The organism is Paraburkholderia domus (genome assembly GCF_905220705.1).
In the GTDB taxonomy this organism is placed as follows: domain Bacteria; phylum Pseudomonadota; class Gammaproteobacteria; order Burkholderiales; family Burkholderiaceae; genus Paraburkholderia; species Paraburkholderia domus.
Genome location: NZ_CAJNAT010000037.1, coordinates 37,118 through 62,771, shown reverse-complemented (window position 1 = coordinate 62,771; position 25,654 = coordinate 37,118). Strand labels below are relative to the sequence as shown.

Annotated in this window: 16 protein-coding genes; 10 read left to right on the top strand and 6 right to left on the bottom strand. The window is 60.5% G+C overall.

Features of this window, described 5'->3' with window-relative positions; translation table 11 throughout:
• Positions 1–62 precede the first annotated feature (62 nt).
• From KHO31_RS34705 to KHO31_RS34690, 4 genes are all read right to left on the bottom strand, one after another.
• Positions 63–1,457, bottom strand: coding sequence for a restriction endonuclease subunit S (locus tag KHO31_RS34705; protein WP_211625446.1), 1,395 nt, complete (start codon positions 1,455–1,457; stop codon positions 63–65).
• Positions 1,454–2,911: a class I SAM-dependent DNA methyltransferase gene (locus KHO31_RS34700; RefSeq protein WP_211625444.1), complete on the bottom strand. Its 1,458-nt coding sequence runs from the start codon at positions 2,909–2,911 to the stop codon at positions 1,454–1,456. The genes KHO31_RS34705 and KHO31_RS34700 overlap by 4 nt, the downstream gene beginning before the upstream one ends.
• Positions 2,912–2,986: 75 nt before the next feature.
• Positions 2,987–6,451, bottom strand: a complete 3,465-nt coding sequence (gene hsdR, locus KHO31_RS34695; RefSeq protein WP_211625442.1) for a type I restriction-modification system endonuclease — start codon at positions 6,449–6,451, stop codon at positions 2,987–2,989.
• Positions 6,452–6,986: 535 nt separating this feature from the next.
• A complete protein-coding gene (locus KHO31_RS34690; protein WP_201072016.1) occupies positions 6,987–7,931 on the bottom strand; it encodes an AraC family transcriptional regulator in 945 nt (314 codons plus the stop codon).
• A gap of 186 nt (positions 7,932–8,117) precedes the next feature.
• Here KHO31_RS34690 and KHO31_RS34685 point away from each other — a divergent pair, with 186 nt between their 5' ends.
• Positions 8,118–8,579: a (2Fe-2S)-binding protein gene (locus KHO31_RS34685; protein ID WP_201072019.1), complete on the top strand. Its 462-nt coding sequence runs from the start codon at positions 8,118–8,120 to the stop codon at positions 8,577–8,579.
• A gap of 2 nt (positions 8,580–8,581) precedes the next feature.
• A complete protein-coding gene (locus KHO31_RS34680; RefSeq protein WP_201072022.1) occupies positions 8,582–10,792 on the top strand; it encodes a xanthine dehydrogenase family protein molybdopterin-binding subunit in 2,211 nt (736 codons plus the stop codon).
• A gap of 78 nt (positions 10,793–10,870) precedes the next feature.
• Here the strand turns inward: KHO31_RS34680 and KHO31_RS34675 are convergent, their stop codons facing one another.
• Positions 10,871–12,544 (bottom strand): methyl-accepting chemotaxis protein, encoded by a 1,674-nt coding sequence (locus tag KHO31_RS34675; protein ID WP_236060862.1) that lies wholly within the window; start codon positions 12,542–12,544, stop codon positions 10,871–10,873.
• Between the two features lie 511 nt (positions 12,545–13,055).
• Between KHO31_RS34675 and KHO31_RS34670 the strand changes: the two genes are divergently transcribed.
• The 7 genes from KHO31_RS34670 to KHO31_RS34640 all read left to right on the top strand — a co-directional run bounded on the left by KHO31_RS34670 (position 13,056) and on the right by KHO31_RS34640 (position 21,470).
• Positions 13,056–13,628: a TetR/AcrR family transcriptional regulator gene (locus tag KHO31_RS34670; RefSeq protein WP_201072028.1), complete on the top strand. Its 573-nt coding sequence runs from the start codon at positions 13,056–13,058 to the stop codon at positions 13,626–13,628.
• Between the two features lie 56 nt (positions 13,629–13,684).
• Positions 13,685–14,560, top strand: coding sequence for an SDR family NAD(P)-dependent oxidoreductase (locus tag KHO31_RS34665; RefSeq protein ID WP_201072436.1), 876 nt, complete (start codon positions 13,685–13,687; stop codon positions 14,558–14,560).
• 82 nt (positions 14,561–14,642) lie between these two features.
• A complete protein-coding gene (locus KHO31_RS34660) occupies positions 14,643–15,344 on the top strand; it encodes an NAD-dependent epimerase/dehydratase family protein (RefSeq protein WP_201072030.1) in 702 nt (233 codons plus the stop codon).
• A gap of 319 nt (positions 15,345–15,663) precedes the next feature.
• Positions 15,664–17,175, top strand: a complete 1,512-nt coding sequence (locus tag KHO31_RS34655; protein WP_201072039.1) for a sensor domain-containing diguanylate cyclase — start codon at positions 15,664–15,666, stop codon at positions 17,173–17,175.
• Positions 17,176–17,352: 177 nt separating this feature from the next.
• Positions 17,353–17,967, top strand: coding sequence for a DUF2239 family protein (locus KHO31_RS34650; protein WP_201072040.1), 615 nt, complete (start codon positions 17,353–17,355; stop codon positions 17,965–17,967).
• 411 nt (positions 17,968–18,378) lie between these two features.
• Positions 18,379–19,944, top strand: coding sequence for a methyl-accepting chemotaxis protein (locus KHO31_RS34645; RefSeq protein ID WP_201085903.1), 1,566 nt, complete (start codon positions 18,379–18,381; stop codon positions 19,942–19,944).
• Positions 19,945–20,162: 218 nt separating this feature from the next.
• A complete protein-coding gene (locus KHO31_RS34640; protein WP_201072043.1) occupies positions 20,163–21,470 on the top strand; it encodes a solute carrier family 23 protein in 1,308 nt (435 codons plus the stop codon).
• A gap of 815 nt (positions 21,471–22,285) precedes the next feature.
• Here the strand turns inward: KHO31_RS34640 and KHO31_RS34635 are convergent.
• Positions 22,286–23,941, bottom strand: coding sequence for a Na+/H+ antiporter (locus KHO31_RS34635; RefSeq protein WP_201085901.1), 1,656 nt, complete (start codon positions 23,939–23,941; stop codon positions 22,286–22,288).
• Between the two features lie 383 nt (positions 23,942–24,324).
• Between KHO31_RS34635 and KHO31_RS34630 the strand changes: the two genes are divergently transcribed.
• Complete coding sequence (locus tag KHO31_RS34630) at positions 24,325–25,593, top strand: sensor domain-containing phosphodiesterase (RefSeq protein ID WP_201107899.1); 1,269 nt, start codon at positions 24,325–24,327, stop codon at positions 25,591–25,593.
• The last annotated feature ends 61 nt before the right edge of the window (positions 25,594–25,654 follow it).

The following is a 25,654-nucleotide window of genomic DNA, read 5'->3' as shown; positions in this document are numbered from 1 at the left end:
GTTTGTTGTTTGCTGGTTTCCGACTTCGACAATCAGATTCTCAGCTGAAACCTCCACCGCCTTCAATCTCCCGCCTCAAATCCCCCATACACCAGATTCGAGCTTAGCTCTGCTGGCTCATCGTTCGGGTCTTGTGGTAGCAGTTCGCCCCGGAAGGCCTTGGCGAGCAGTGCGGGAGTCAAGCGTTCCACAGCCTCGCTCGCGGTCTTCAAACGAGCTTCGAGGCGGTCCGCATATCGAAACAATACCTCCACTCGACGCACAATTTCTTGTTGCTCTTCGAGAGGCGCAAGCTGAAGCGGGAAATTACGTAAACGCTTCAAACTGACCTTTTGCTGTGCTACACCGGCAGTGATTTCTCGCAAACGTTCTTTGAATAGCGGGCTGGAGACAACATAACCAACAAACTTAGCCAACGCGAGTGATGGATTGACGCGAAGTTTGATGCAGTCGGCTGTAATTATTGCGTCTGGCATGTCGTCGGGATAGATCGCCGCGTCACCGGGAGGTGCGCCCATCTTCGTAATGAGCAAATCGCCAGCAGATACGCTATGAGCGGCTAACTCCGCCGCCTTATCGAAACTCACATACTTAGTCTTTTCGTCGCCAAACTTTCTAGCGCGGATCTCCCTTACGAAAACGAGAGGAACCCCTTCGTCGCGATAATCTTTAACCGTCAAATCGCTTCCGAAAGGGCCAATTGCTAACGAATGCCGTTCATCCGCCTTCACCCCTTCCGGCGAAGACCAAACCCACCCCGGCGGCAGGCACACAGCGAGCCGGTCTTCGCTCGGGTCCGGCTCACTCAAATACGAACCTGTAGAACGTGCGGCACGCCAATCTCTGGTGAGCACGCCTGACGTGGCCGCAGCTAGTACTGAGCTGCGGAACCTCTCAATGGTACCGGGAAGACTGCTGAGTCGTTCGCGGCAGGTATCCACGCGCGCGAGCGCAGAGTCGAGCTTGTCGGCGATGCGCTTCTGTTCTGGAATCGGCGCAAGCGGAATGATATTGCCGACCACATATTCCTTCGGAACTCGCTTGTGCCCGACAGAACCGGTCATTTCGACCGCACCGTTTCGCATAAAGCCGTCCGTTTTGAACCAAGCGAGCAGATACCGTGGTTCAAGCAGTTCGGGCTTAGCGCGACAAACGAAGTATTCCGTACTACCAGCGCCGAGCCCACTAGGCAGGCCCATCGGAATACCGGCTTTACCATTTTCGAAACATGGCGTGATTTTAGCAAGCAACACGTCGCCGTCTGCGAAGTGGGTGTAGCCTTTTTTCACGTCGTTCCACAACTTCGCTTCAAAGGCAACGGAACCCAGATAGCGAGTGCCCAGAAGCGGCATCGGGACGAAGCCGACCGTCGCCCCGCCGTCGCAGCTATTCTTTGGGTTCAATTCAATAAGATCGCCGACCTTCGAAAGTGTCCAGCCGTTTGGTAAGAAGGTCATACGGGAGCCTCGTTGCCCAGTTCTGTCAGTATTCCCTCTAGCTCCGCTAGCGCGACATTGAGTTCATCCATCGCCTCACGAGCCAGAACCGCCGGTTCCGGCAAATCAGAAGCATCCTCCCCGCTTTCATCTTTTAACCAAGCAATGTCCAGGCTGTCTCCGCGCCCTTTGATCCATTCACGACTGAAGGAGCGGAAGCGGCTGCTTTCGCCTTCGTCCACGCGCGAGCCGCAGCCATCTGCCGCGTCACCATACGCAGCCTCAAACTGCGCAAAGTAATCACGCAAAAGCGGCGTGCGCTTGCCAAATTTCGGGGCATTCGCCCGCAGGTCATAGACCCATACCTTCTTCGTGCTATTGGTAGCGGCTTGGCTCACCTTGTTAAAGAAGAGCACATTGGTCTTGACGCCTTGCGCATAGAAGATGCCGGTCGGCAGGCGCAGGATAGTGTGCAGATTGCACTTGTTCATTAGGTCACGACGAATGTCCGCGCCGACGCCCGCTTCGAACAGGACGTTATCAGGCAACACAACAGCAGCACGACCGCCGTCCTTCAGGTGGCGAACAATATGCTGCAAGAATGCCAGTTGCTTGTTGCCTGTTGCATAGGTTAGGTCATCACGGGTTGGACCGCCTCCGCCCTTCGCCGTGCCGAACGGCGGATTACTGAGGATGATGTCGGCCTTGGGCAAGGCGGCACCTGCGTTGCCCAGCGTATTGCCGATGTGCACTACGCCATCATCGTCGCCTTCCATGCCATGCAGCATGCAGTTCATCAACGCCAGCCGTCTTGTGCTGGATACTAACTCCATACCGAGAAACGCCTTGTTACGCTGGAACGTCTGCTGCCTGGCGTTGAGGTTGTACAGGTTATCCGTGTGCGATTTGATGTAGGTGTCTGCTGCTATCAAGAAGCCCGCCGTACCGGCTGCTGGGTCCTGAATCGTCTCGCCAGGTTGCGGCTTGATGAGGTGAATGATGCTGTCGATCAAGGGGCGCGGCGTAAAGTATTGCCCCGCGCCCGACTTCGTTTCGCTGGCGTTCTTCTGCAACAAGCCTTCGTATAGATCGCCCAGTCCGTCCCGCTTCGCTGAGAACCAATCGATGCCATCGAGACTCTTCACAAGTTGTTCAAGATGGCGAGGCTCCTTCAGGCTTGTCTGTGCGTCAGCATAGATTGCCGCAATCAACGGATCGGTGCTTTGGCTGAGGGAAAGCAGTGTGGCCCGATAGTGGTTCAAGAGGTTCAAGCCGCTCTTTTCGGTCAGATCGGTCCAGCGTGAACCCTCTGGCAACTTATGCTTGCTGAGCACACCGCTCTGGGCGTTCTCATATTCCATCTTGATGAATAGGAGCAGCACCAGCTCAGCAACGTAGTCTGAATAATTGATGCCATCGTCGCGCAGAACGTCGCATAGGTTCCACAGTTTCTGGACGATATCGTTATTGCGCATGGGGTCAGATTCAGTAAGGGTTGGCAGGCCGTCGATGGAGCAGTCTGCGACGATCTGCGAAGATTTCGGACCAAATTATGCCACCTGCGGCCACAATGCTTCCGCCAGGTTTTGCAGCACAGTATCCAGCTTGCCGCCGAGCATCTTGTCGAGCTGTTTCGCGCCGCCGTCGTTCGCGAACGTGCTGTTTACGAATTGCTGATCGACAACGATTTCGTGCACAAGCTGCTTGGCTAGTCGACCGAGCCATGTGCGCTGCACGGGCGTCCAATTTGTGAGCTTGTATATGCCTTCCATCGCTCGAGCTACGCGCTGCTCGAACGATATTAGAGCCTCGCCCAGCGCGGCCCGTCTGATGAAGCCAACGATGCTGGCGGCAATCTCTTGATTCGTTTGCTGTCGCCATGCGCTCTTAATTCGTGCCTCGGTAAAGCCGTGCTGATCGAGCAACATGCGAACCTCTTTCAGTTCTGCACGAGTCAGGTCCTTCGGGCGATTCACGACAACCGATAAAGCAGCCGACTGATTGATTTGCTCGTGGATGAAGTGATTGAAACTATCGAGGTAGTCTTCGGGGCGTCCGTATTCGCCATAGCTTTGCTCGCGCAGCACAAGCTCGTCCGAGTGCTCGGAGATGATCGGCATGTACCCAGTACCCACCAGTTGCTTCACCTCGGCAAGCTGCTCCAAAAGCTGCATATGCTGGCGCACGAAGTCCGCCGCACCAACCGGCCCCAAAGAATGCAAATGCTCGTGAAGCTTGCTTGGCTGTACGCCCCAGACCTGTTCAAGCTGTGCGAGTCGCTCACGCAAGGCAGGTCTCTTCTCCGCTGCATGCGTTGCTTTTCGAAGCACACGCATCAAGCCTTGGCTCAGCGCATCGAGTACCTCGTGAGCGTACGTGCGATCCGGTGCACTGCCCGGCGCGTCGATGCTGGCGGGGTCGATAAGCTCCCCGATCAACTGCTCCATCGTGACGTTGGGGTCCTTAACTAGTGGCTTCATCGTTGATACATCCTGAAGCGCAGCGTAAATGTCTACAGGGTCATAAATCTTGAAAACGGTCTTGCCGATTTCATCACATCGGCGCGTTGCCCGGCCGATCATCTGCTCATAGAGGATCCGAGAGCGCACTCGGCGCAGGAACACGAGGTGGGAGATTGGTGGCACGTCGATGCCCGTAGTCAGCAGATCAACCGTGATGGCAATGCTCGGATACTTCTCGTTTTTATATAGTCGAATAAGCTGACTAACCTTATCTGACTGACCGGTTATCTTCTCGACTGCCGCCTCGTTGTACGAGTCGCCATATTGTTCTTTGAAAGCAGCACTGAGTAAGCGTTTCACCATCTCTGCGTGCATATCGGTAGCGCAGAAGATGAGCGTTTTCTCGTCTCCGAACGGGTCCAACTCCTTCGCCAACTCGTCGCAGATGACCTTGTTGAATGGCTCGTTAATGACACTCTTGTTGAAGGCATCAACGCCAAAGCTCAACTCATCCTCCAGTTCCGATAACTCTATCTCGCCTGTTGAGGTATTGATTGCTGTGACCGTCTCCCCCTTCGCAAAGCGAATACCGTTCTTCGAGAGGAGCGTCTCGTATCGAATCGGCGGCTCATGGTCGATCAGCCAGTCGTCCGCAACGGCCTCGCGGTACGAATAGGTGTAGACAGGCTTTCCGAATATCTCAGTCGTGTGCTTCGCAGGCGTCGCAGTTAGGGCGACTTTCACCGCGTCAAAATAGTCGAGCACGCGACGATAGCTGGACAGGTATTGATTCTGATCGCGCATCACAAGCTCGCCTTCTGTCATCTCCTGATCGAGCGTATAGCCTCGGTGTGCCTCATCAATGATGATGCAATCGAATTCGTCAACACCGGGCGGCGAATCAGACTGGAGGATGCGCCGGACCATTGCCTGAACCGTGGCAACTTGAACACGGGTTTCCGCCGCCGCTGCCATATCGCCGAGCTTCGCGACGTTATAAATTTTCGAGAGCGGCTGATTCTGTTCGAGCAATGCTTCGTCAAAGGTGTCAGTCGCCTGCTGCCCCAACGCTGTGCGGTCGACGAGAAAGAGGATGCGCCGGAAGCGCTCTGTCTTCAATAGACGGTACATGAGGCCAATGATGGTGCGCGTCTTGCCTGTACCGGTCGCCATCGCAACGAGCGTAGCGCGCTGCCCGTCAGATAGCGCTTCCTCGACGGCCCGAATTGCTTTGACTTGGTAATCGCGCAACCGAAGATAGTCGAAGCCTTCTAGCGCGAGCTTCGCTTCGGCGTCTTCTTTGCTTCGCTTCAGCCGATCAATGAGGCCGTCCGGCTGATGGAAACCTGCCAGAGGACTGGACAGATTCGAGGGTGCCCTGACGTCGCGGAACCACGTGCCGCTCTGTTCAGCTAGTTGCTTGATGTAAGGGCGACTGTTGCACGAATACACGAACGGGACTTTGAAGGAGCCCTTTTGACCGTCGGGCCACGGCCCCGCCTGCCCCGTCACTTGCCATGGTGCAGCTAGCTCCGGTGTGAGCTTCAAACCACGCGAGTATCGCTCCGCCTGCTGGATAGTATCTGCCACTCCCTTGCTTTGCTTCTTCGCCTCTACGATGGCAATGGGCATCATGCCTGCGAATAGCATGTAGTCGGCCGGACCTTCGTGGGTCGGCCATTCCGCGATGGCTTTGTTCTTTCCCGGCTCCGGGCGCACGCCCTTTGCATACTTTAGCTCCACGGAATCCGCGTCCCATCCCGCTTCCATCAACTGCTTGTCGATGAGGATGCGTGTCAAGTCTTCGGAGAGCACAAGTTGCAGTGTAGCCTTCTGTGTGCTGATCCTCGCCTGAATGACCTGCTTCGCATCGAGTTGGTCCTGCAGTGACTTCAATTGGGCGTCGAAAGCTTGTTGCGCTTTCTTCAGCGCCGCTTCCTGCTCGAATGCAAGTTCCTTGTACGTTTTCGCCTCAACGTCCATCTGCAACGCGAGCGTCTCGTACGTCTCCTTCTCTTGCGCTACGAGGTCAGCGAGATGCTGGCTGCTTTCGAGGGATTGCGACGCGCTCTTCAGTTGGGCCTTGAGCCGGTCAATCTCGATCTGAAGGTCGCGCAGGTGCGTGCTGGGGTCTGCAGGCGGCACGAATGCGCCAGGTTTGAAAGCGGTACCCTGCTTCCCGAATGACGTTTCGAACCAAATTGCGAGCGCGCGGGCAACCTTCAGGCCGTCCATCGCCTCCTTGTGCTGGGTCTTGAACTCGTGTGTGGCCTTGTTGCCCTCGACGCGGAGCGTGTGGAATAGCCCACGGATCGATTTGTCGAGCCCCGCCTCGCGATCAAGCTGAAAAAGGAGGTCCGACTGCTTCGTTGTCTGGTCGAACTCGATGCCAAAGCGCGCAGCCAGGTCTTGGGCCATCGCCTCGCCGAACTGACGGAGCTTGATGAGGGTCGTATTCGGGTCGCTGGCGAAGGTCTGCTCAGCGGCGGCGCCGAGCTGCGCGAGAAGGGGCGAATGCTCGGCTAGAAAGCTGAAATTCCCGGTCTGGCTCACGGTCTGTTCGTCTGTAGTAATTTATCTGACGGACTTTACGCGAAACCGGTGTGCCTGAGAACAGGTGCTCATTCTGGCTGAAAGCTTGCAATTCATGTGGCGCTTAGATGACGCCATCTGTAACTATCGGCTTTTTTGCCAAAAAATCTATGGGCTACCATGGAGACCACCCCGCCCCTCTGGTTGCCTCGCCCCCTCGGAGGGGGTGTTCGGCGAAAAAGAATTACTGAGCTTGGATTCTCCGGCGATCACCAGCTCCTGCGCGCAACCAGCGCGCCGATCGAGATCGGCAGTGCGGCGGAGTTGGGGGTATGTTTGGGGGTATCGTCGTGCGTCAGATGTTGAGAGCCGTTGCCAGTTATAGGTTTGGTGGGTCAGTTTGATAGTCCTCCTCTCCACCAAGATTACATCCAAGGTTGTCCGAGCTTGTCCAAGAACCCCGCAGCCGAAAGGCTCGCGGGGTTTTTTGTTTCTAACGACGTCCAAACGCATCCATCGGCCCCTAGGGGAGAGATGTCGTGAACGTGACTGCCCCCTACTCCCGAAACCCGACCCCATCCAAACGCCTCAACTGCGCGACGTCGCGAAGCGGCGGCGCGCCGAACAGCCGGCTGTATTCGCGACTGAACTGGGAAGGACTGTCATACCCGACCCGGATCGCGACCGACCCGACATCTCCGCTTTGCCGGAGCAGCAATCTGCGCGCTTCGTGTAGCCGCAGTTGCTTCTGATACTGCAACGGCGTCAGCGTCGTCACGTTCTTGAAGTGATGATGGAGCGACGACACGCTCATGTTCACCGCCTGTGCCAGCGTCTCCATCCGCAAAAGCTCGGTGTAGTGATTCTGGATCCACTCGATTGCCCGCACGATCCGGTACGTCTGGCTCCCGTTCACCGCGACGTGCCGCAGCCGCTTTCCTTGCTCGCTCGTCATCAGCCGGTAGAGCAATTCCTTTTCGATGAGCGGTGCGAGTACGGGAATGTCACCCGGAGTATCGAGCAATCGCACGAGCCGCAGGGCCGCGTCGAAAACCGGTGCCGACAGCGAGCCCACGGCGATGCCTTCGCCTGCTGACGCGGCATCGGGTTCCGGCAGACGCAGTTGCGTCGCCAGTTCGACAATGCGTTGCGGATCGAGCGTGAGCTTCACGCACAGATAAGGCGCATCGGGCGACGCCCGCGTCACCTGCGACATCATCGGCAGATCAACCGACGTCACGAGGCAATGCAGATGATCGTAGTCGTACGCCTGCCCCGCGACCATGACCCGCTTGGCGCCCTGCGCCGCGAACACGAATGCGGAGCTCGTCACGCCGCAGCCGAGATCCACGGGTTGTGAGCAGCGATAGAGCGTCAGCGACGGGATCGCCGTCTGATAGGCACCGTCCGCCGGCGCGAACCGGCTGATGAGCGCGGCGAGTTCGCAACGCGCCGTTTCGCGCGCCACCGAAGAATCGAGCCGGGGGGAATGCAGTTTCATGCGCATTTAAATCCGATTGACGGAATCGAGCATACCAACTGTTGCCGGGCAATCGCGGCTGGACTGCCGGATTTGCAGCATTGTTCAATAATTTTGCAGGATTGTGTAAAGGCAACAGCAGGCAGTCGGTACACACTGCCGCGTACACCCGGCGCCAAGTCCGGGCTTTCCCCACGGAGAGGTTCAATGTCTACATCGTTTGTCCTCAACGGCAAGAACGTTACGCTCGATGCCGATCCCACCACACCGCTCCTCTGGGCGATCCGCGAGAATGCGGGCCTGCACGGCACGAAGTTCGGCTGCGGCATGGCGCAATGCGGCGCCTGCACGGTTCATCTGGAAGGCGAAGCCACCCGCTCGTGCGTGCTGCCGCTCGCAGCTATTGCTGGGAAGCGCATTACAACGATTGAAGGCATCGAAAGCCGGCCCGCAAAGGCCATCCAGGCTGCATGGGTCAAGCTGCAAGTACCGCAGTGCGGGTACTGCCAGTCCGGACAGATCATGTCCGCGACAGCCTTGCTCGAACATAACGCGACGCCCACTGACGCCGACATCGACGCCGCGATGAACGGCAATCTCTGCCGCTGTGCGACCTACACCCGCATTCGCGCGGCCATCCACGAAGCCGCTGCCACCCTGAAGGCCTGACCATGACGACCGATATCGATCTCACGGATGCGGTACGCCCGTCGCGCCGGACCTTCCTGAAAGCAGCCGGCGCCGTCGCAGCAGTCGGTCTGACCATCGGCTTCGAATGGGCGGGCACGGGCCGCCGCGCGCTCGCCGCCACGATACCCGACGCGACATTCGCGCCGAATGCGTTCCTGCGTGTCGCGCCGGACAACAGCGTCACGGTCATCGCCAAACACGTCGAGATGGGCCAGGGCGCATACACCGGCATCGCGACGATCGTCGCGGAAGAGCTGGATGCGAACTGGCAGGACGTGCGTGTCGAAAGCGCGCCCGCCGATGCGAAGCGCTACGCGAATCTTGCGTTCGGTACGATCCAGGGCACGGGCGGCAGTTCGGCGATGGCCAACTCGTGGATGCAATTGCGCGATGCCGGCGCGAAAGCGCGCGCGATGCTGGTCTCCGCCGCCGCTGCGCAGTGGAAGGTGCCCGCGTCTGAGTTGACGACGCGCGACGGCAATGTTCATCACGCAGCCACGAACCGGACCGCGACCTACGGCTCGCTCGCGTCGGCGGCGTCGCGCTTGCCGGTGCCGGACACGGTCACGCTCAAATCGCCGAAGGATTTTCGTTTGATCGGGCATCAACTGCCGCGTGTTGACGTGCCACCGAAAACCAACGGCACCGCGCAGTTCACGCTCGACGTGACATTCCCCGGCATGCTGGTCGCGTTGCTGCAGCGTCCGCCGCTCTTCGGTGCGACGGTCAAGTCGTTCGATGCGTCGGCCGCGAAAGCGGTGCCGGGCGTCGTCTCGGTCGTGCAGGTGCCGGGCGGTGTTGCGGTGGTCGCGAAGGGTTTCTGGGCGGCGAAGCAGGGCCGCGATGCGCTGAAAGTCGAATGGGACGATTCGAAGGCCGAAAAGCGCAGCTCGGATGCAATCATGGCCGAGTACCGGCAGCTTGCCGAACAGCCCGGCGCATCCGCCCGCAAGGACGGCGATGCGACACAGGCGCTTGCAGGCGCGGCGAAGAAAATCTCGGCGACCTACACGTTCCCGTATCTCGCTCATGCACCGATGGAGCCACTCGACGCCGTCGTCAAGCTCACCCCCGATAGTTGCGAGATCTGGGCCGGCGACCAGTTTCAGACCGTCGACCAGGGCAATGCCGCACGCACGGCCGGGCTCGATCCGCAGCAGGTGAAGATTCACACGCTGTATGCGGGAGGCAGCTTCGGCAGACGCGCGAACACCCAGTCGGACTATATCGTCGAGGCCGTGTCGATCGCGAAGGCGCTGGGTGCGAACGGTACGCCGGTCAAGCTGCAGTGGACCCGCGAGGACGACATCCACGGCGGCCTCTATCGGCCGATGTACTTCCACAAGCTCGACGCGGGCCTCACCGCCGACGGCAAGCTCGTCGCCTGGCAGCATCGCATCGTCGGTCAGTCGATCCTTGCCGGCACGCCTTTCGCAAGCGTGATGGTCAAGAACGGGATCGACGGGACGTCCGTCGAGGGGGCCGCCAACGTGGCCTACGCGATTCCGAACATCTCGGTCGAACTGACGACCACGCAGACCGGCGTGCCCGTGTTGTGGTGGCGGGTGGTCGGCAGCTCGCATACGGCATTTGCGGTCGAGGCGTTTATCGACGAAGCCGCGCACGCCGCGGGCAAGGACCCGTTCGTTTTCCGCCGCGATCTGCTTGAGCACGAACCGCGCATGCAGGCCGTGCTTGAACTTGCCGCGCAGAAAGCGGGCTGGGACCCCGCCAAACCGTCGCCGAAGGGGCGCGGGCGCGGCATCGCGGTGGCCGAGGCGTTCAAGACGTTCGTCGCACAAGTCGCGGAAGTCTCCGTCGACAAGGACGGTAACGTGAAAGTGGAGCGCGTCGTCTGTGCGGTGGATTGCGGCACACCGATCAATCCCGACGTCATCGCCGCACAGATGGAAGGTGGCATTGGCTTCGGTCTCGGCGCGGCGTTGCACAGCGCGATCACGCTGAAGGACGGCAAGGTCGAGCAGAACAACTTCGATGGCTACCAGGTGCTGCGGATCGCCGAGATGCCCAAGGTCGAGGTGCATATCGTGCAGTCGGGCGAAGCACCGACAGGTGTCGGTGAGCCAGGCGTCGCACCGGTCGGGCCGGCGGTGGCGAATGCGATCTTCGCGGCCACCGGCAGGCGGATTCAGTCGCTGCCGTTCCTTGCCGCTTCGGAAAAGACCGCCTGACCGACTAACCGAAGACGGCGCGCCACGTCGTGATGATCTGCGCCCCCGCGTGCCTGGCACGCGGGGGCGCGAGTCCAATCAGAACTTATCCCACCCGTCATTCGCACCGGCAGTCGCGGTAGCAAGCGCAGCAGCCGGCGCAACTGCCGTGGCCCGCACAACGCGCTGCGGGGCAACAGCAACCGCAACCTCGCGCCGCGGCGCCTCCCGCCGGGCGGGTGCGGGCGCTACCGCAGGTGCAGCGTCCTTCACCTGAAAAAACGCTACGGCTTCATTCAATTGTTCCCCCTGATCTTCCATCGACCGCGAAGCCGCTGCAGCCTCTTCCACCAAAGCCGCATTCTGTTGCGTGACGTTGTCCATCTGCGTAATGGCCTGATTGACCTGCTCGATACCACGGCTTTGTTCAATCGATGCCGCGGCGATCTCCGACATGATGTCCGTCACGCGTGCCACGGCCTGAGTCACTTCGGTCATCGTCTTGCCCGCCTCACCAGCGAGCGCCGAGCCATCGCGGATCTTTTCCACAGAGTTGGCGATCAGATCCTTGATCTCCTTTGCCGCACTCGATGAACGTTGAGCCAGGCTTCTGACTTCGCTTGCGACCACCGCGAAACCCCGCCCTTGTTCGCCCGCACGCGCGGCTTCAACTGCCGCGTTCAGCGCGAGGATGTTCGTCTGGAACGCAATGCCTTCGATGATGCCCGTGATATCCGCGATCTTGGTCGAACTGTCGCTGATGTCATGCATCGTGTTCACCACCTGGCCGACGACCTCGCTACCCTTTTGCGCCACCGACGAAGCATTCGCAGCCAGCATGCTGCCTTGCTGCGCATTGTCGGCATTCTGCTTAACTGTCGAGGTGAGTTCCTCCATGCTGGAAGCGGTTTCCTGCAACGAGGCTGCCTGCTGCTCAGTGCGCTGGCTCAGGTCCATATTGCCCGCTGCGATCTGACGCGCCGCGCCGGCGATGCTGGTGCTGCTGTCGCGCACCCGTCCGACGATCGCCGTCAACCGCTCGTTCATCTCGCGCAGCGCGCTCAGCAGTTTGCTGGTTTCATCGCTGCCGTCGACGGTGATGCGTGTGCGCAGATCGCCTTCCGACACGGTACGCGCGACGTCGATCGCAAAACGCAGCGGTCCGGTCACCGCGCGTGTGATCACCACGCACGCGCTGACGGCGAGCCCCAACGCGATGAGGCAGATCGCGATCAACAGATTGCGCTGGTTTTCGTAATGCGCCGTGTACTCGTTGACCAGTTGTTCCTGGCGTGAGCGCGTGTAGTCGGCATACGCGTTGGTCGAGCGGATCAGCGCGGCAAGTAGCGGCCGGCAGTGATCGTCCATCTCGACGATCGCCTCGTCACGCTTGTTGGTGAGCGCGAGGTTGACGATGTTGAGGGCAACCGGACCATAAGCCGATTCGACCCGATTGATCTCGGCGACGAGGCTGCGCGCTTTCTCCGATGTGTCGGTCGCGCTCGCGATCATGTCGTTGAGCTTTTTCAGATCGTTTTGCACGTCTTCGTGCGCCTGCGTCACGTCGGCTTTCTCTATTTCAAGGTCCTGAGGTTTGGTCACGAGCACGAGATTGCGTGCTGCGATCGCCCGGCGATCGACTGCGGTTCGAACCTGCACCGCCATGTCGGCGCGTGCATTGATGCCGTGTACGTAGTTGGAAAAACCATCGGTTGAATCGCTCAGCGCCTTCAGGGAAAGGCCGGAAACCGCGACGACAATGAGAGATAGCATGCCGAAACCGGCAATGAGTTTGGACTTGATGGTGAGATGCTTAAGTGTCACGATTTTTTTCTCCAATAACGAAACGTTAGAGCGTTCGCAATGGACTCTCAGGTCCGGGCATGGGAGCGTCTATATGGCTGCCGTTTATCGCGGCAGTCCCGCGCGGTTTACCCTTCGTGCCTCCCATAAGACGCATCGTTAAAAACGCGTCGAACGTCAGGCAGTAAATAGGCATCCCATTTATTGGTTATCGGATCGAATTCTCACGTACTTAAGGAATAGTGGGTATTCCTCTACTAAGCTTGCACACGATGAACGCAGAACGCATCGTTTTCTATTGGTTTGAATATATTTAGGCACATGATGAAAAGTTTTTATTACATTTTCTTTTCATTTTTCGGGCATGCCGGAGTAGGTGACCTGCTGACAAGCCTCAAGCAAAAAATGGCTTGAACGAGTGGTCATCCATGGATATGATTGAGCAATCACTCATTTATTGGTTGTAGCCGAAGCAATCCGTATGGCCCGTCCGAAAAGCGAAGACAAACGCAACGCCATCCTTGCAGCCGCCGCCGAGGTCGTCGCCGAGCAGGGCTTGGGCGCGCCTACCGCACGCATCGCAAAACTCGCGGGCGTGGCTGAGGGAACGCTGTTCACGTACTTCGACAATAAAGACGAACTGCTGAACCAGCTCTACCTGGACATCAAGGCGGAGCTGCGCGAAGTGATGATGACGACTTACCCGAAGCAAGCCAGCGTGCGCGATCGTGCCCAGCACGTGTGGAACAAGTTTGTCGACTGGGGTGTGGCGCAGCCGCAGAAACGCCGGGCGATGGCGCAACTGTCCGTGTCGGAGCGCCTGAGCGACTGCACGCGAGCGACCGGCATGCAGTCCTTCGCGGACATCAACACAATGATTCAGGCGAGCGTGGCGAGTGGCGCGTTGCGTGATCAGCCGCCGGCTTTCGTGTCGGCGATCATGGCGGCGATGGCGGAAACCACCATGGATTTCATCGCTCGCGAACCGGGTGACGCTGACCGTTACCGCAAGGCCGGCTTTGAAGCGTTCTGGCACGCGATTGCCCAGAACTAATTTTTTTGTCTGATTAATGAGTGATTGCTTGCTCATTTAAATGTAAGGAGCGCATGATGTCGAAGGTCTGGTTGGTTACGGGAAGTGCCCGTGGGCTTGGGCGCGAAATCGTCGAAGCAGCGTTGCGCGCAGGCGAGCGCGTCCTGGCTACTGCGCGCGATCCGCGTCAGTTGGCAGATCTGCTGGCACGCTATGGCGAGCAGGTTCGGGCGGTTGCGCTGGACGTCACGGATCCGGTGGCGGCACGCAATGCGGTACAGGCCGCTGTCGACGCCTTCGGCCGCCTCGATGTCGTTGTGAACAATGCGGGCTTCGGTCACCTGGCGCCGTTCGAGCAAACTACCGAGGAGGATTTCCGGGCGCAGATCGACACTAATTTCTATGGCGTCGTCAACGTGACACGCGCAGCGCTCCCGGTACTGCGGAAACAGCGAGCCGGCCACGTGATCCAGATTTCCTCGGTGGGCGGCCGCGTCGGGATTGCGGGACTGAGCGCGTATCAGGCTGCGAAGTGGGCGGTCGGCGGTTTCACCGAGGTGATCAGCGAGGAGCTCGCACCGTTCGGCGTCCACGTGACTGCGCTCGAGCCGGGCGGCATGAAAACAGATTGGGGCACCGAGGCGAGCGGCGCGACGCCGGAATTGTTGCCGGATTATGTGCCGTCGGTCGGCGCCGTGGCGGATATGCTGTCTCAACACGTCGGCCGTGAAACCGGCGATCCGGCGAAGGTTGCGCAAGTGGTGCTGAAGCTCGCGTATCACGATTCTTTACCGGCGCATCTCTTGCTGGGTAGCGATGCGCTGCATTACGCCGGCGAAGGCGACAAGGCGCGCGCAGCAAGCGCCGAAGCGTGGCAGGCGGTCAGTGCCGCCACCGACTTCTCCGCGCCAACGCCGCTGCCGGCCTTTCCGGGCGCATCAGCAGAAGCCTGAGGACTCGTCCCGACCGCCTGAGGGACGTATTCGAAGGACCCACCAACGCGCGCTGGCCGGGCGCGACCATGGAGCATGCATCATGAAAGTTCTGATATTCGGCGCGACCGGCATGGTCGGGCAAGGCGTATTGCGCGAATGCCTGCGCGCGCCTGACGTCGAGGCGGTCCAGACAGTTGGCCGCACTCGCACTGGCCAACTGGATCCGCGCCTCGTCGAACTGATCCAGCCGGACCTGATGGACTACCGGGCGCTGGAAGCATCGTTGACGGGTTTCGATGCATGCTTCTTCTGTCTGGGGGTGTCGTCGGCGGGGATGCCGGAATCCGAGTACACGCGGCTGACCTATGACCTGACGCTGGCGGCCGCGCGGACGCTTTCCCGCCTCAATCCACAGATGACCTTCGTCTACGTTTCCGGCGCCGGTACCGACAGCACCGAGCACGGCCGCAGCATGTGGGCCCGCGTCAAGGGCAGGACTGAGAACGCGTTGCAGCAGTTGCCGTTCAAGGCCGTCTATCTGTTTCGTCCGGGGGTGATCGAGCCCTTGAACGGCGCCCGCTCGAAGACTCGCTCGTTCCGGCTGTTTTATGCGCTGGCTAAGCCTCTCCTGCCGACGTTGCGCGCGCTTTTGCCCAACCTGATCGTGAGCACCGAAGACATGGGCCAGGCGATGCTGGCGGTCGCGCGCCATGGCGCCGCCAAAGCCGTGCTCGAAGTCGCCGATATCTGCGCGCTGAGTCGCACCGCATCCGAGCCGGCGCTCGACCTGCACGCCGGCTGAGCGTCTGGATGGGCGTGACGTCTACGCCCAGCTTCTTTTTTTTGCTGAGCGCCGGTGCCGGCGCACCATCTGCGCCCGTGGCGTTCTGGAAACAGGATGCTGGCGCCGCCGCACCGCCCCTCAACGCCCCGCACCGCACGAGCGCCTGCAGCTTGAGGCGCGCCATCTCGAAATTTTCGCCTGACCCGCCAAAAACCTGTCTTATTCAGCATTTGCCGCGGCTCAGCGTCTGGTACGCTACCGGTTCACGGGCCAAACCTTCCGGACGCGCCCAACTTCTTCAAGCGCGTAGGTCAGCGCCTGATTGAATGAAAAGCTCATGGTGACGCGCCGACCCAACATCGTGATTGCGATCAGTATCGTGCTGGCCAGCGCGATACTCGCGATTGCCGTATGGGTGCTGGCGCAGATGCGCGATGACGCGCTGCGGCGCGCGCAGGATTCCGTCTTCAACGTCTCTCTGCTCGTCGAGCGTGACGTGTCGCGCAACCTCGAGATCTACGATTTGTCGTTGCGGGCGGTAATCGAGGGTCTGAAACAAGCCGGTGTGCTGGACCTGCCGCCGGCGATCCGCCAGATGGTGCTGTTCGACGGCTCCGCCAGCGCAAAAGACCTCGGTTCGATGTTCGTCCTCGACACCGCCGGCAACGTCGTGTTCGATTCTCAAGCAATGCCTCCGCGTCGACTCAATCTCGCCGACCGTGATTACTTCCAGGTTCAGCGCGACTCTCCCAATGTCGGCCTGTATGTCAGCCATCCGTTTGCGCCCAAGGTGAACACCAAGGACGTGAGTATTGCCTTGAGCCGGCGCATATCGCGACCGGACGGCAGCTTCGGCGGTGTGGTGGTCGGCACGATGCGGCTGACTTACTTCAGGCACCTGTTCGCCGGCATGAATCTCGGCGCGGGTGGCTCGATGGCGCTGATGCTGAGCGACGGCACGATGCTGATGCGGCGTCCTTACGATCCAAAAATCATCGGCCTCAATCTGACTGGCACCGCGAATTATTCGCGCTTTACTGAGCAGCCGAGCGGGGACTTCTTCGGCACGGCGGCGATCGATGGTGTTGAGCGCTGGTACGCGTTCCGCCATATCGATATGTATCCGCTGATTCTCGATGTTGCGCTCTCGACACGCGATATCTACGTGGAGTGGCGGCATCGCGCGTGGATCATCGGCATTCTGATCGCAGCCCTCGATGTGGCGATCATTGCGCTCGCTATCCTGTTCTCGCAGCAACTGCGGCAGCGCCGCGCGGCCGAAGAAGAGTTGCGCGTTCTGGCGCGCACCGACGGGCTGACCGGCCTGAACAATCGCCGCACCTTCGAGGAACAGGCGGAAGAGGAGTGGCGCCGCGCGCAGCGCAACGGCTGGCCGTTGTCGATGCTGCTGATCGACGTCGACTCGTTCAAGGGCTTCAACGATCTCTACGGCCATTCGGCCGGCGACGATGCGCTCATCGCCGTGGCGCGCTGCATCGGACAGAGCGTGCGGCGCCCGGGCGATACCGCGGCACGCTACGGCGGTGAAGAATTCGCCGTGCTGCTTCCCGATACCGACGAAACCGGCGCGGGAGTGATTGCCGAGAAAATTCGCTCTGCGGTTCAGGCGCTCGAGCTTCGCCATGTCGCGAGCTCGCACCATGTGCTGACCATCAGCATCGGCATTGCGTGCACCGGCAGTCAGGTATTCGCGACGAGCCGCGCACTCGTCAACGCGGCGGACGAGGCGCTCTACGAGGCCAAGGACGCCGGCCGCAATCGCGCGCTGTGCTATCCGGTGGCGGCGCGGGCGGTTCGGCAAAGCGTCGTGACATCGCCAGCACAATGAAGCAGCACCTCACGGGCGTGCCGGTCCGCGGATCGCCGCGAGTTCAAGCAGAAGGCCGGCGCTGATTGACGCGGGACTTTCCACACGCGTCATGTTGGCTAATTTAACCCGGGTAATATGTTGCGCATAATTTATACCCGGGTATAATTCGACAAATTCATCTTTCTGGAGTTTGTCGTGATCACCCATCCTGTTACCTGCACTGCCTTCGAGGGGCACCGCCGCATCGCCTCAGGCCCCTTGTCCGAGGTTGCGCTCGCTGTCCGAGAGGTGCTGGCGCGCGGCGAACAGGCGCCTGTACTGATTTTCGACGACGTCACAAGTCGTCCGGTCGAGTTCGATTTGCGCGGCACGCCCGAAGAGATTCTGGCGCGGCTGGCAAACCAGGCGCCCGGCGAACAACCTGCACCGAGCGCTGACGCCGAGCAGGACGACACTCCGCGCGGCCGAGGCCGGCCCAAACTCGGTGTAGTGGCGAGAGAAGTCACATTACTGCCGCGTCATTGGGATTGGCTCAACGCGCAATCGGGAGGCGCTTCGGTTGCGCTGCGCAAACTGGTCGAATCAGCGCGGCTTGCGGGCGAGGACAAGGACCGCAAACGCGCAGCGCAAGAAGCGGTGTATCGCTTCATGACCGCGCTTGCCGGCAATCTGCCCGATTATGAAGATGCAACGCGCGCGCTCTACGCCGACGATCGGGCGCGCTTCGACGCCATCGTCGCGGCATGGCCAGAGGACGTGCGCAACCATACGCTACGTCTTGCCGACGATGCGTTTGTTGCGCATCCGTAGAGTCGATCGCGCATGGGCGAGTGCGCAGGCTAACGAAACGTGTGGACAAAAAAAGCCGCTCACGCCGGGGAGCGTGAGCGGAAAGTCGGAGAGTTACAACAACATCGCTTGCGCTCATGGGGGCGAACGCAGCAAACAAAGTCTAAGAGTTCGGCTCGTCCCCATATATCAGACAAGTCCCAATCGCAGCGCACGCGTCCGGGATACCTCGAGTTTCGCGATCCAGCCCCGTCTGTTGAGCATTGCTTACATCATCCTGTCCCGGTTATCTCCGGCATTTGTTGCTTCAGGTCTCTGTTATGGCCGCCGTAAAAGAGGTGGGAGCGTCGCCACGTATCTGAAAAAAAGCGAAATGTTTCGCCATGGCGCAGCGGCGCGAGCGTCCCCTCAGGACTTATGAAGGATGGTGAGATGAAGTGGTTCGACCGCATGACCGTATTCAGGAAGCTGCTGCTGGCGTTTGCCGTTGTGATCGGGTTCTGCGTCGTGATCGGCGGAACCTCGCTGAAGACGCTGTCGTCGATGCATGACATTACCGACACCATCTGCGATCAGCACATGAATGGCCTCTACTGGATGGAAGAGGCGAACCGTCACAAGATCGATTCCGATCTTGCCGCCGCGAATCTCGGCTACGCAGCCGACGACGCCGGCCGTCAAAAGCTGAAAGACAGCATCGTCGCATCGCTCAAGGAGATGCATGGCGCCTACGACCAGTATCGCCCGACCATCGCTACAGCCAAGGGTCAGGAGATGTTCGAGGCAGTGCTGCGCAAGTCGGCGGTGTGGGAGGGCATCGTGCATCAGCAGATCGGTCTCGAACCGATTCCGGCCGGCGTCGACAACAACGAACTCGTGCGCCGCGCGATTGAGTCGAGTGAGGCGCTGCGCGATCGCATCACGGCGCTGATCGACTATCGCCGTCAGCAAGCCAACGAAGCCCAGCAGGAGGCGAGCGCCAACTATCAGCACATGCGCATCGTGATGCTCGCGCTGGTGTTAGGCGCGATCGCGGTGGGCACGTTGCTCGCGACGGTGATTGCGCGGCGCCTCGCGCGTCAACTCGGCGGCGAACCGGACTACGCGATGCATATCGCCAGCCGTATCGCCGATGGTGACCTGAGCGTGCGCGTCGACACGCGTACGGGCGACACCGGCAGCATGCTGTTCGCGCTGAGCAACATGCGCGAGCGGCTGGCCGGCATCGTGTCGGGCATCAGCGACTCGAGCGAATCGATCCTGATGGCATCGGGCGAGATCGCGCAGGGCAACACCGACCTGTCGCAACGTACTGAAGAACAGGCTGCCGCGTTGCAGGAAACCGCGTCGAGCATGCAGGAATTGACGTCGACGGTGAAGATGAATGCCGAGAACGCCCAGCAGGCGGGCGGTGTCGCGCATGGCGCGTCGGAAGTCGCGGCGCGCGGCAGCAGCCTGGTCGGCGACGTGGTCGAGACGATGCGCGAGTTGGCGGCCGGATCGAAGCGCATGACCGACATCATCGCAGTGATCGAAGGGATTGCGTTCCAGACCAACATTCTCGCGCTGAACGCGGCGGTGGAAGCGGCCCGCGCAGGTGAACAGGGCCGCGGCTTTGCGGTGGTGGCGGGGGAAGTGCGTTCGCTGGCCCAGCGCAGCGCGGTGTCGGCCAAGGAGATCAAGGAGCTGATCGAGAGCTCGACAGCGCGCGTGGGCAGCGGCGCCGAACTGGCCGAGCGGGCAGGTCAGACGATGGCCGAAGTCACGCATGCGGTCAAACGCGTGACCGACATCATGGGTGAGATTTCGTCGGCGTCGCAAGAACAGAGCACCGGCATCGAGGAAGTGAACCGCGCGGTCGCGCAGATGGACGACGTGACCCAGCAGAACGCGGCGCTGGTCGAGCAGGCGGCGGCCGCGGCAGCGTCGATGGCGGACCAGGCAAGGCAGTTGCAAGCGGCGGTCACTGTGTTCTCGCTCGACGCGCGGCACGGCTGACCGAGACGGTGAACTCTGCGGGCGTGGCCTTCATGTCACGCACAGCTCACGCCACGCCGTGCTTGCCAGGTTCGGGCGCGGTGCCCGTCACGCCCTTCAGTGCGCTTTTTGCCGCGCTTGCCAGGCCTGGTGGCTCTCCGTACACTCGCGCGTAATTCCCAGACGGCGCAGTTTCGCTGCCCCGTCCACCAAAACGCCGACAGAGGAGAACCCCCGCCATGGCCGATTCCTATTTCCCACGCTGGCGCGCCCAGCCGGACGCTGCCGAGGGCCGCATTGTCGGCACCGACGAGCGGCTTGCCTGGCCGCAGATGTTTGCCATGGGCATTCAGCACGTTGTCGCGATGTTTGGTTCGACCGTGCTTGCGCCGTTGCTGATGGGCTTCGATCCGAACCTGTGCATCTTTATGTCTGGGGTCGGCACGTTGTTGTTCTTCGTGCTGGTAGGTGGGCGCGTGCCGAGCTATCTCGGCTCGAGCTTCGCGTTCATCGGTCTGGTGATCGCGGTGACGGGGTATGGCGGCCATGGTCCGAACATGAACATTCCGGTGGCGTTGGGCGGGATCATCGCGTGCGGGGTGGTGTACGCGATCATTGGCCTGATCGTCTCGGCCGTTGGCACCAAATGGATTGAAACGCTGATGCCACCGGTCGTGACCGGAGCGATCGTCTGCGTGATTGGGCTGAATCTTGCGCCGATCGCGGTGCATGGCGTGAGCGGCAGCAACTTCGACTCGTGGATGGCGCTGGTGACGGTGCTGTGCGTCGGCGCGGTCGCGGTGTTTGCGCGCGGCATGCTGCAGCGCTTGCTGATTCTGGTTGGTTTGCTGATGGCGTATGTGATTTACGCGATCGTCACGAATGGTCTTGGCATGGGTAAGCCGATCGACTTTGCGATAGTGGCGAACGCTGCGTGGTTCGGTATGCCGCACTTCACCGCGCCGGTTTTCAGCATGCAGGCGATGACGCTGCTCGCGCCGATTGCGGTGATTCTTGTTGCTGAGAATCTTGGGCACATCAAGGCTGTGAGTGCGATGACTGGTCAGAACCTCGACCGTTATGTCGGCCGCGCGTTTCTTGGCGATGGACTCGCGACGATCGCGTCCGGGTTTGCCGGTGGCACCGGCGTGACGACATATGCTGAGAATATCGGCGTGATGGCCGTGACCAAAATCTATTCGACGCTGGTGTTTGTGATCGCTGCGGTGATTGCGCTTGTGCTTGGCTTTTCGCCGAAGTTTGGGGCGGTGATTCAGACCATTCCGGGGCCGGTGTTGGGTGGTGTGTCGATTGTTGTGTTCGGGTTGATTGCCGTGACCGGCGCGCGGATTTGGGTTGTTAATAAGGTGGATTTTTCTGACAACCGGAACCTGATTGTTGCTGCTGTGACCCTTGTGTTGGGGGCTGGGGACTTTTCTTTGAAGCTTGGTGGGTTTGGGCTTGGTGGGATTGGTACAGCGACCTTTGGCGCGATCATTCTCTATGCTCTCCTGAGGAGGAAGCCGGCGCAGGGGCCGGTGGCTTGATCTAGGTTTTTTGCCTTTGGCGGCGGGGTGTTTCGGTGTGCCTATGGTGTTGGCCTTTCCTTGATTTCTTAGTGGTCTATTAGCGTTGCCCCTGTGCGGGGCGGCACTTACTTTCTTTGCCGCCGCAAAGAAAGATAAGCAAAGAAAGCGGCTCACACCGCCAGCTCATAAGCGGGTCCCCCGCGCAGTGGCGGTAGTGGTGCATCTGGAATCTGTCTTCTCGCACATTCCGCCCGGGTGACAAGGCCGTCATACTTCCGGCGGCGCTGCGCGCGCCGAAGAGCATTTCATAAAACCGACCACTCCGGTTTCGCACTCACTTCATTCGGCGCTTCTCCGAGGCGAAGCCAATGGCTCCCGTCACGCCCAACCGAAGCCCCCTGATTTCCCATGCAGACCCATCCGCGACGCACGCAGTGCGGAGTGGGAGCTGATGAACCCTTGGTCACTCAAGCAGAATGTGCGAGGGCACGGATTCCAGATGCACCACTACCCCCTCCAAGCCAGGAGACCCGCTTAAGAATTAGCGGTTTGAGCCGCTTTCTCTTGCTTACTTCTCTTTGCGGCCGGCAAAGAGAAGTAAGTGCCCGCCCCGCACAGGGGCGACGCTAATAGACCAATAAGAAATCAAGGAAAGGCCAACACCGTAAGCGCACAGACAAAACGCGCAATGCAGGCAAACCGATCAAGCAAAGCCCACCGCCGCAGGTACACAGAACACCAAACGCCGAGCAGGCAAAAAAACAAAGCAATCCTCACCGCCCAAAGGGCAAACAAAAAACTACCGCCGCAAAGGCAAAACCAAACCTCAACTTCTATTTCCTCCGAACAGTCAGCGCCGTCTCCGACAAATCCACCTCCCGCATGAGCTTATTCAAAGTCTCATCATTGATTTCCTGACTACTGCGCAGCGCGAGCAGCGCTTTCCTCTCGGCGCGCATCGCCGCTAACTTCATCCTGAACTCCAGCGCATCGGCACGGCGCGCCAACTCACGCGGTTCCTGCTCCTCGTCGAGCGTGGCGAGCCGGCGGCGATACAGATCCATCACCCTCGCGGTGACATCCGCCGCATACGCAGATTCCGACTCATCCAGATCCGCGCACTCAATATCGTGCACCTCGTCAACCGCGCGAATCGCGGCTTGCGCTGCCATCGTGCGCGCCAGCGCTTCTTCCGCGGCATGCGGATCCTTGCCCCGCCGCCAGCCCCTCAACAAGAACGGCAGCGCCACCACCGCCACCAGCAGCGATAAAAGAATCACCCCCGACGCAATGAAAATCGCCAGATCCCGCCCCGGCAACGGCGCGCCTCCAGGCAACACTTCGGGCAACGACAGGACACCCGCAAGCGTCACCGCCCCACGCACGCCGGCGACGGTCGTCACCGTGACCGTGCGCAATCCCGGCACGGCGTTCACCAAGCCGTGTTTCGCCGCGCCGCGGCTCGCGAACCAGCGCAGCAGCCACACCCACACGAAGCGCAGCGCGTAGAGCGCCGCCGCCACCGCGGCAATGTAGCCGATCAGCAGCCACACCTGCGCGTTGCTGGTCTCGTGCGCGTCGAGCAGCGCCCGCCCAAGAATGTGCGGAAACTGCAGCCCCAATAGAATGAACACCATGCCGTTGAAGACGAATTCGATCATCGTCCACGTGCTGTTCGCGCGCACTCGCGATGAAACCGGCCCGGCGTTCACAATGCTCGCGTAGTTCATCATCATGCCGGCCGAGACTGCAGCCAGAATGCCCGACAACTCGAAGCGCTCGGCGATCAGATACGCGGTGAACGGAATCAGCAGCGTCATCACCACACCGGGCGCCGGATCGCCTTCTTCGTTAAGACTCAGAAAGCGCGCGGACACAAAGCTGAACAACCAACTCACCGCGGCACCCGTCGCGAGACCGCCCACGGCGATGATCACGAAGCTGATCGACGCGTCGCGCAGCGAAAACACACCCGTCAGCGCCGCGGCAATCGCGAACTTCAACGCGACAAGGCCGGACGCGTCGTTCATCAACGCCTCGCCTTCAAGAATATGCATCAGCCGCCCAGGAATTTTGCCCCGGCCGACGATGCCGGTCAGCGCCACCGCATCGGTCGGCGACAGCACAGCGGCAAGCGCGAACGCGACCGGCAGCGAAATCGACGGCACCAGCGCATGCACGAAGTAGCCGACCGCCAGCACCGTCATGAACACCAGGCCGAGCGCAAGCATCAGAACGGAGCGGCGCGCCATGAACAATTCGCGCTTGGGAATACGCCATCCATCCGCGAACAGCAGCGGTGGGATGAAGAGCATCATGAAAATTTCCGGATCGAACGTGACGTGCAGTCCGAGCTTCGGCCATGCGAGCAACGCGCCAATCGCGATCTGGACGAGCGGTAGCGGTAAGGCGATCGGCAACATCCGGATAACGACGCCGGAAGCGGCGACGGCGAGCAAAAGAATCAGTACGGTAAAGACAATATCCATCGGCCTATTTCTGGAGATATAACGGTGCTTCCTCTGCGATCGTCGATCGATATCGCCGTGTATCGGTCGCGAGGGGTATGTGAGGCATAAGGCCGAAGTTTAGCCCGACGCCGCATCGCACCATCGTCAATCCGGCCAGATCCCCGCGAGCGCGGCGGCCAAGCGTCCCGCAAGGCGATGCACCTTGGCGGTGCGTGACGTGCCCACGGGCGGCGCATGGCCCGTTTCGCCGGTGCAATCGGACAGGCAAACTTCATTCGAATGTGCGCCAGCGTGCGCATGGAGCTTGCTTAAGGAATATCGATGACGCACATTTTGGGAACGGTGCCGAGGTTGTTCGCTTCCGCGTTCGGACCGGCCCGGCTCTCGCGTGAGAGGATTGCATGACGATTGCGCAACAGGAAAGGACGGCCAGCGCGCCGCATGGCTTCGATGTCGAGGTGACGTCAGGGCTCGAACGTTTTTCGGCGCAGCATGGCGAGCTGACGTTGACCAGCGTGTTTCAACCGATATTCAGCCTGTCTCATATGCGGGCGGTTGGCTACGAGGGGCTGCTGCGCGCGCACGACGCGCTCGACCGGCCCGTCTCGCCGATCGACGTGTTCGGTGAAGCCGCGCGCCTGGGTGACGTGCTGCAAGTCGACCGGCTCGCCCAGACCCTGCATCTGGAGAACTTCAAGGTGCTCGGCGCCGAGCGCGAATGGCTGTTTCTGAACGTCCATCCCGGCGCGCTCACCGATCCGTATCTCGCCGCCGCCTTGCTGGCTAACTTGAAGCGACTCGATCTGTCGCCGCGGCGGATCGTGCTCGAAGTACTCGAACAGGGCGCAGAAGATCTCGAACGTCTCGTCGACGCGGTGCGCCAGTTCCGTGAGCGCGGTTTCCTGATCGCACTCGACGACTTCGGCGCGGGACACTCGAACGTCGAACGGATCTGGCAATTGAATCCCGATATCGTGAAGCTCGATCGCATCATGCTGTCGCACGCCGCGCATCGCGCCGATATGGCGACGATCCTGCCGGGGCTGGTGGCGCTGCTGCACGAAGCGGGCAAGCTCGTGCTGATCGAAGGCGTCGAAACGGAGCATGAAGCGCAGATGGCGCTCGCTTGCGACGCGGACTTCGTGCAGGGGTTTTTCTTCGGTCGACCGAATCCCGGCTCGGCCGACGCAGTGCACGCCACGACTTGCATCAGCGAAGTCACCGAGCGCTATCGCGATCAGGCCGAAGCGCGCGAGCGCCGCAATGCGAGCCGTCTCACACCGTATCTGCGGGCGTTCGAGCGCGCTGCGGAGCGGCTCGCCGCCGGCGAACCGCTCGAGGAAGTGTGCTGGAATTTCCTCGCGCTCGACCATGCCGCGCGCTGTTTCCTGCTTGACGCGAAGGGTAAACAGGCAGGCCGCAACGTCGTATTGCGCGCCGATCGCGCGGCGCATGAGACACGCTTTTTGCCGCTGGCCGACGCACAAGGGGCGAACTGGCTGCGTCGTCCGTATTTCCGCGCGGCGATCAACGCGCCGGAACGCGTGCATGTGACGCGCCCGTATCTGTCGATCAATGAGGCGTTGCCGTGTGTGACGCTGTCGGTGGCGACGCGTGTCGGTGAGCAGACGTGCGTGCTGTGCGGCGATATTGATTGGGTCGAAGAATAGCGGTTCTGATGGTTCGCTCGGGGGCGTGAGTGGCGGTTTGGATGGTTCAGATTGGAAGGGC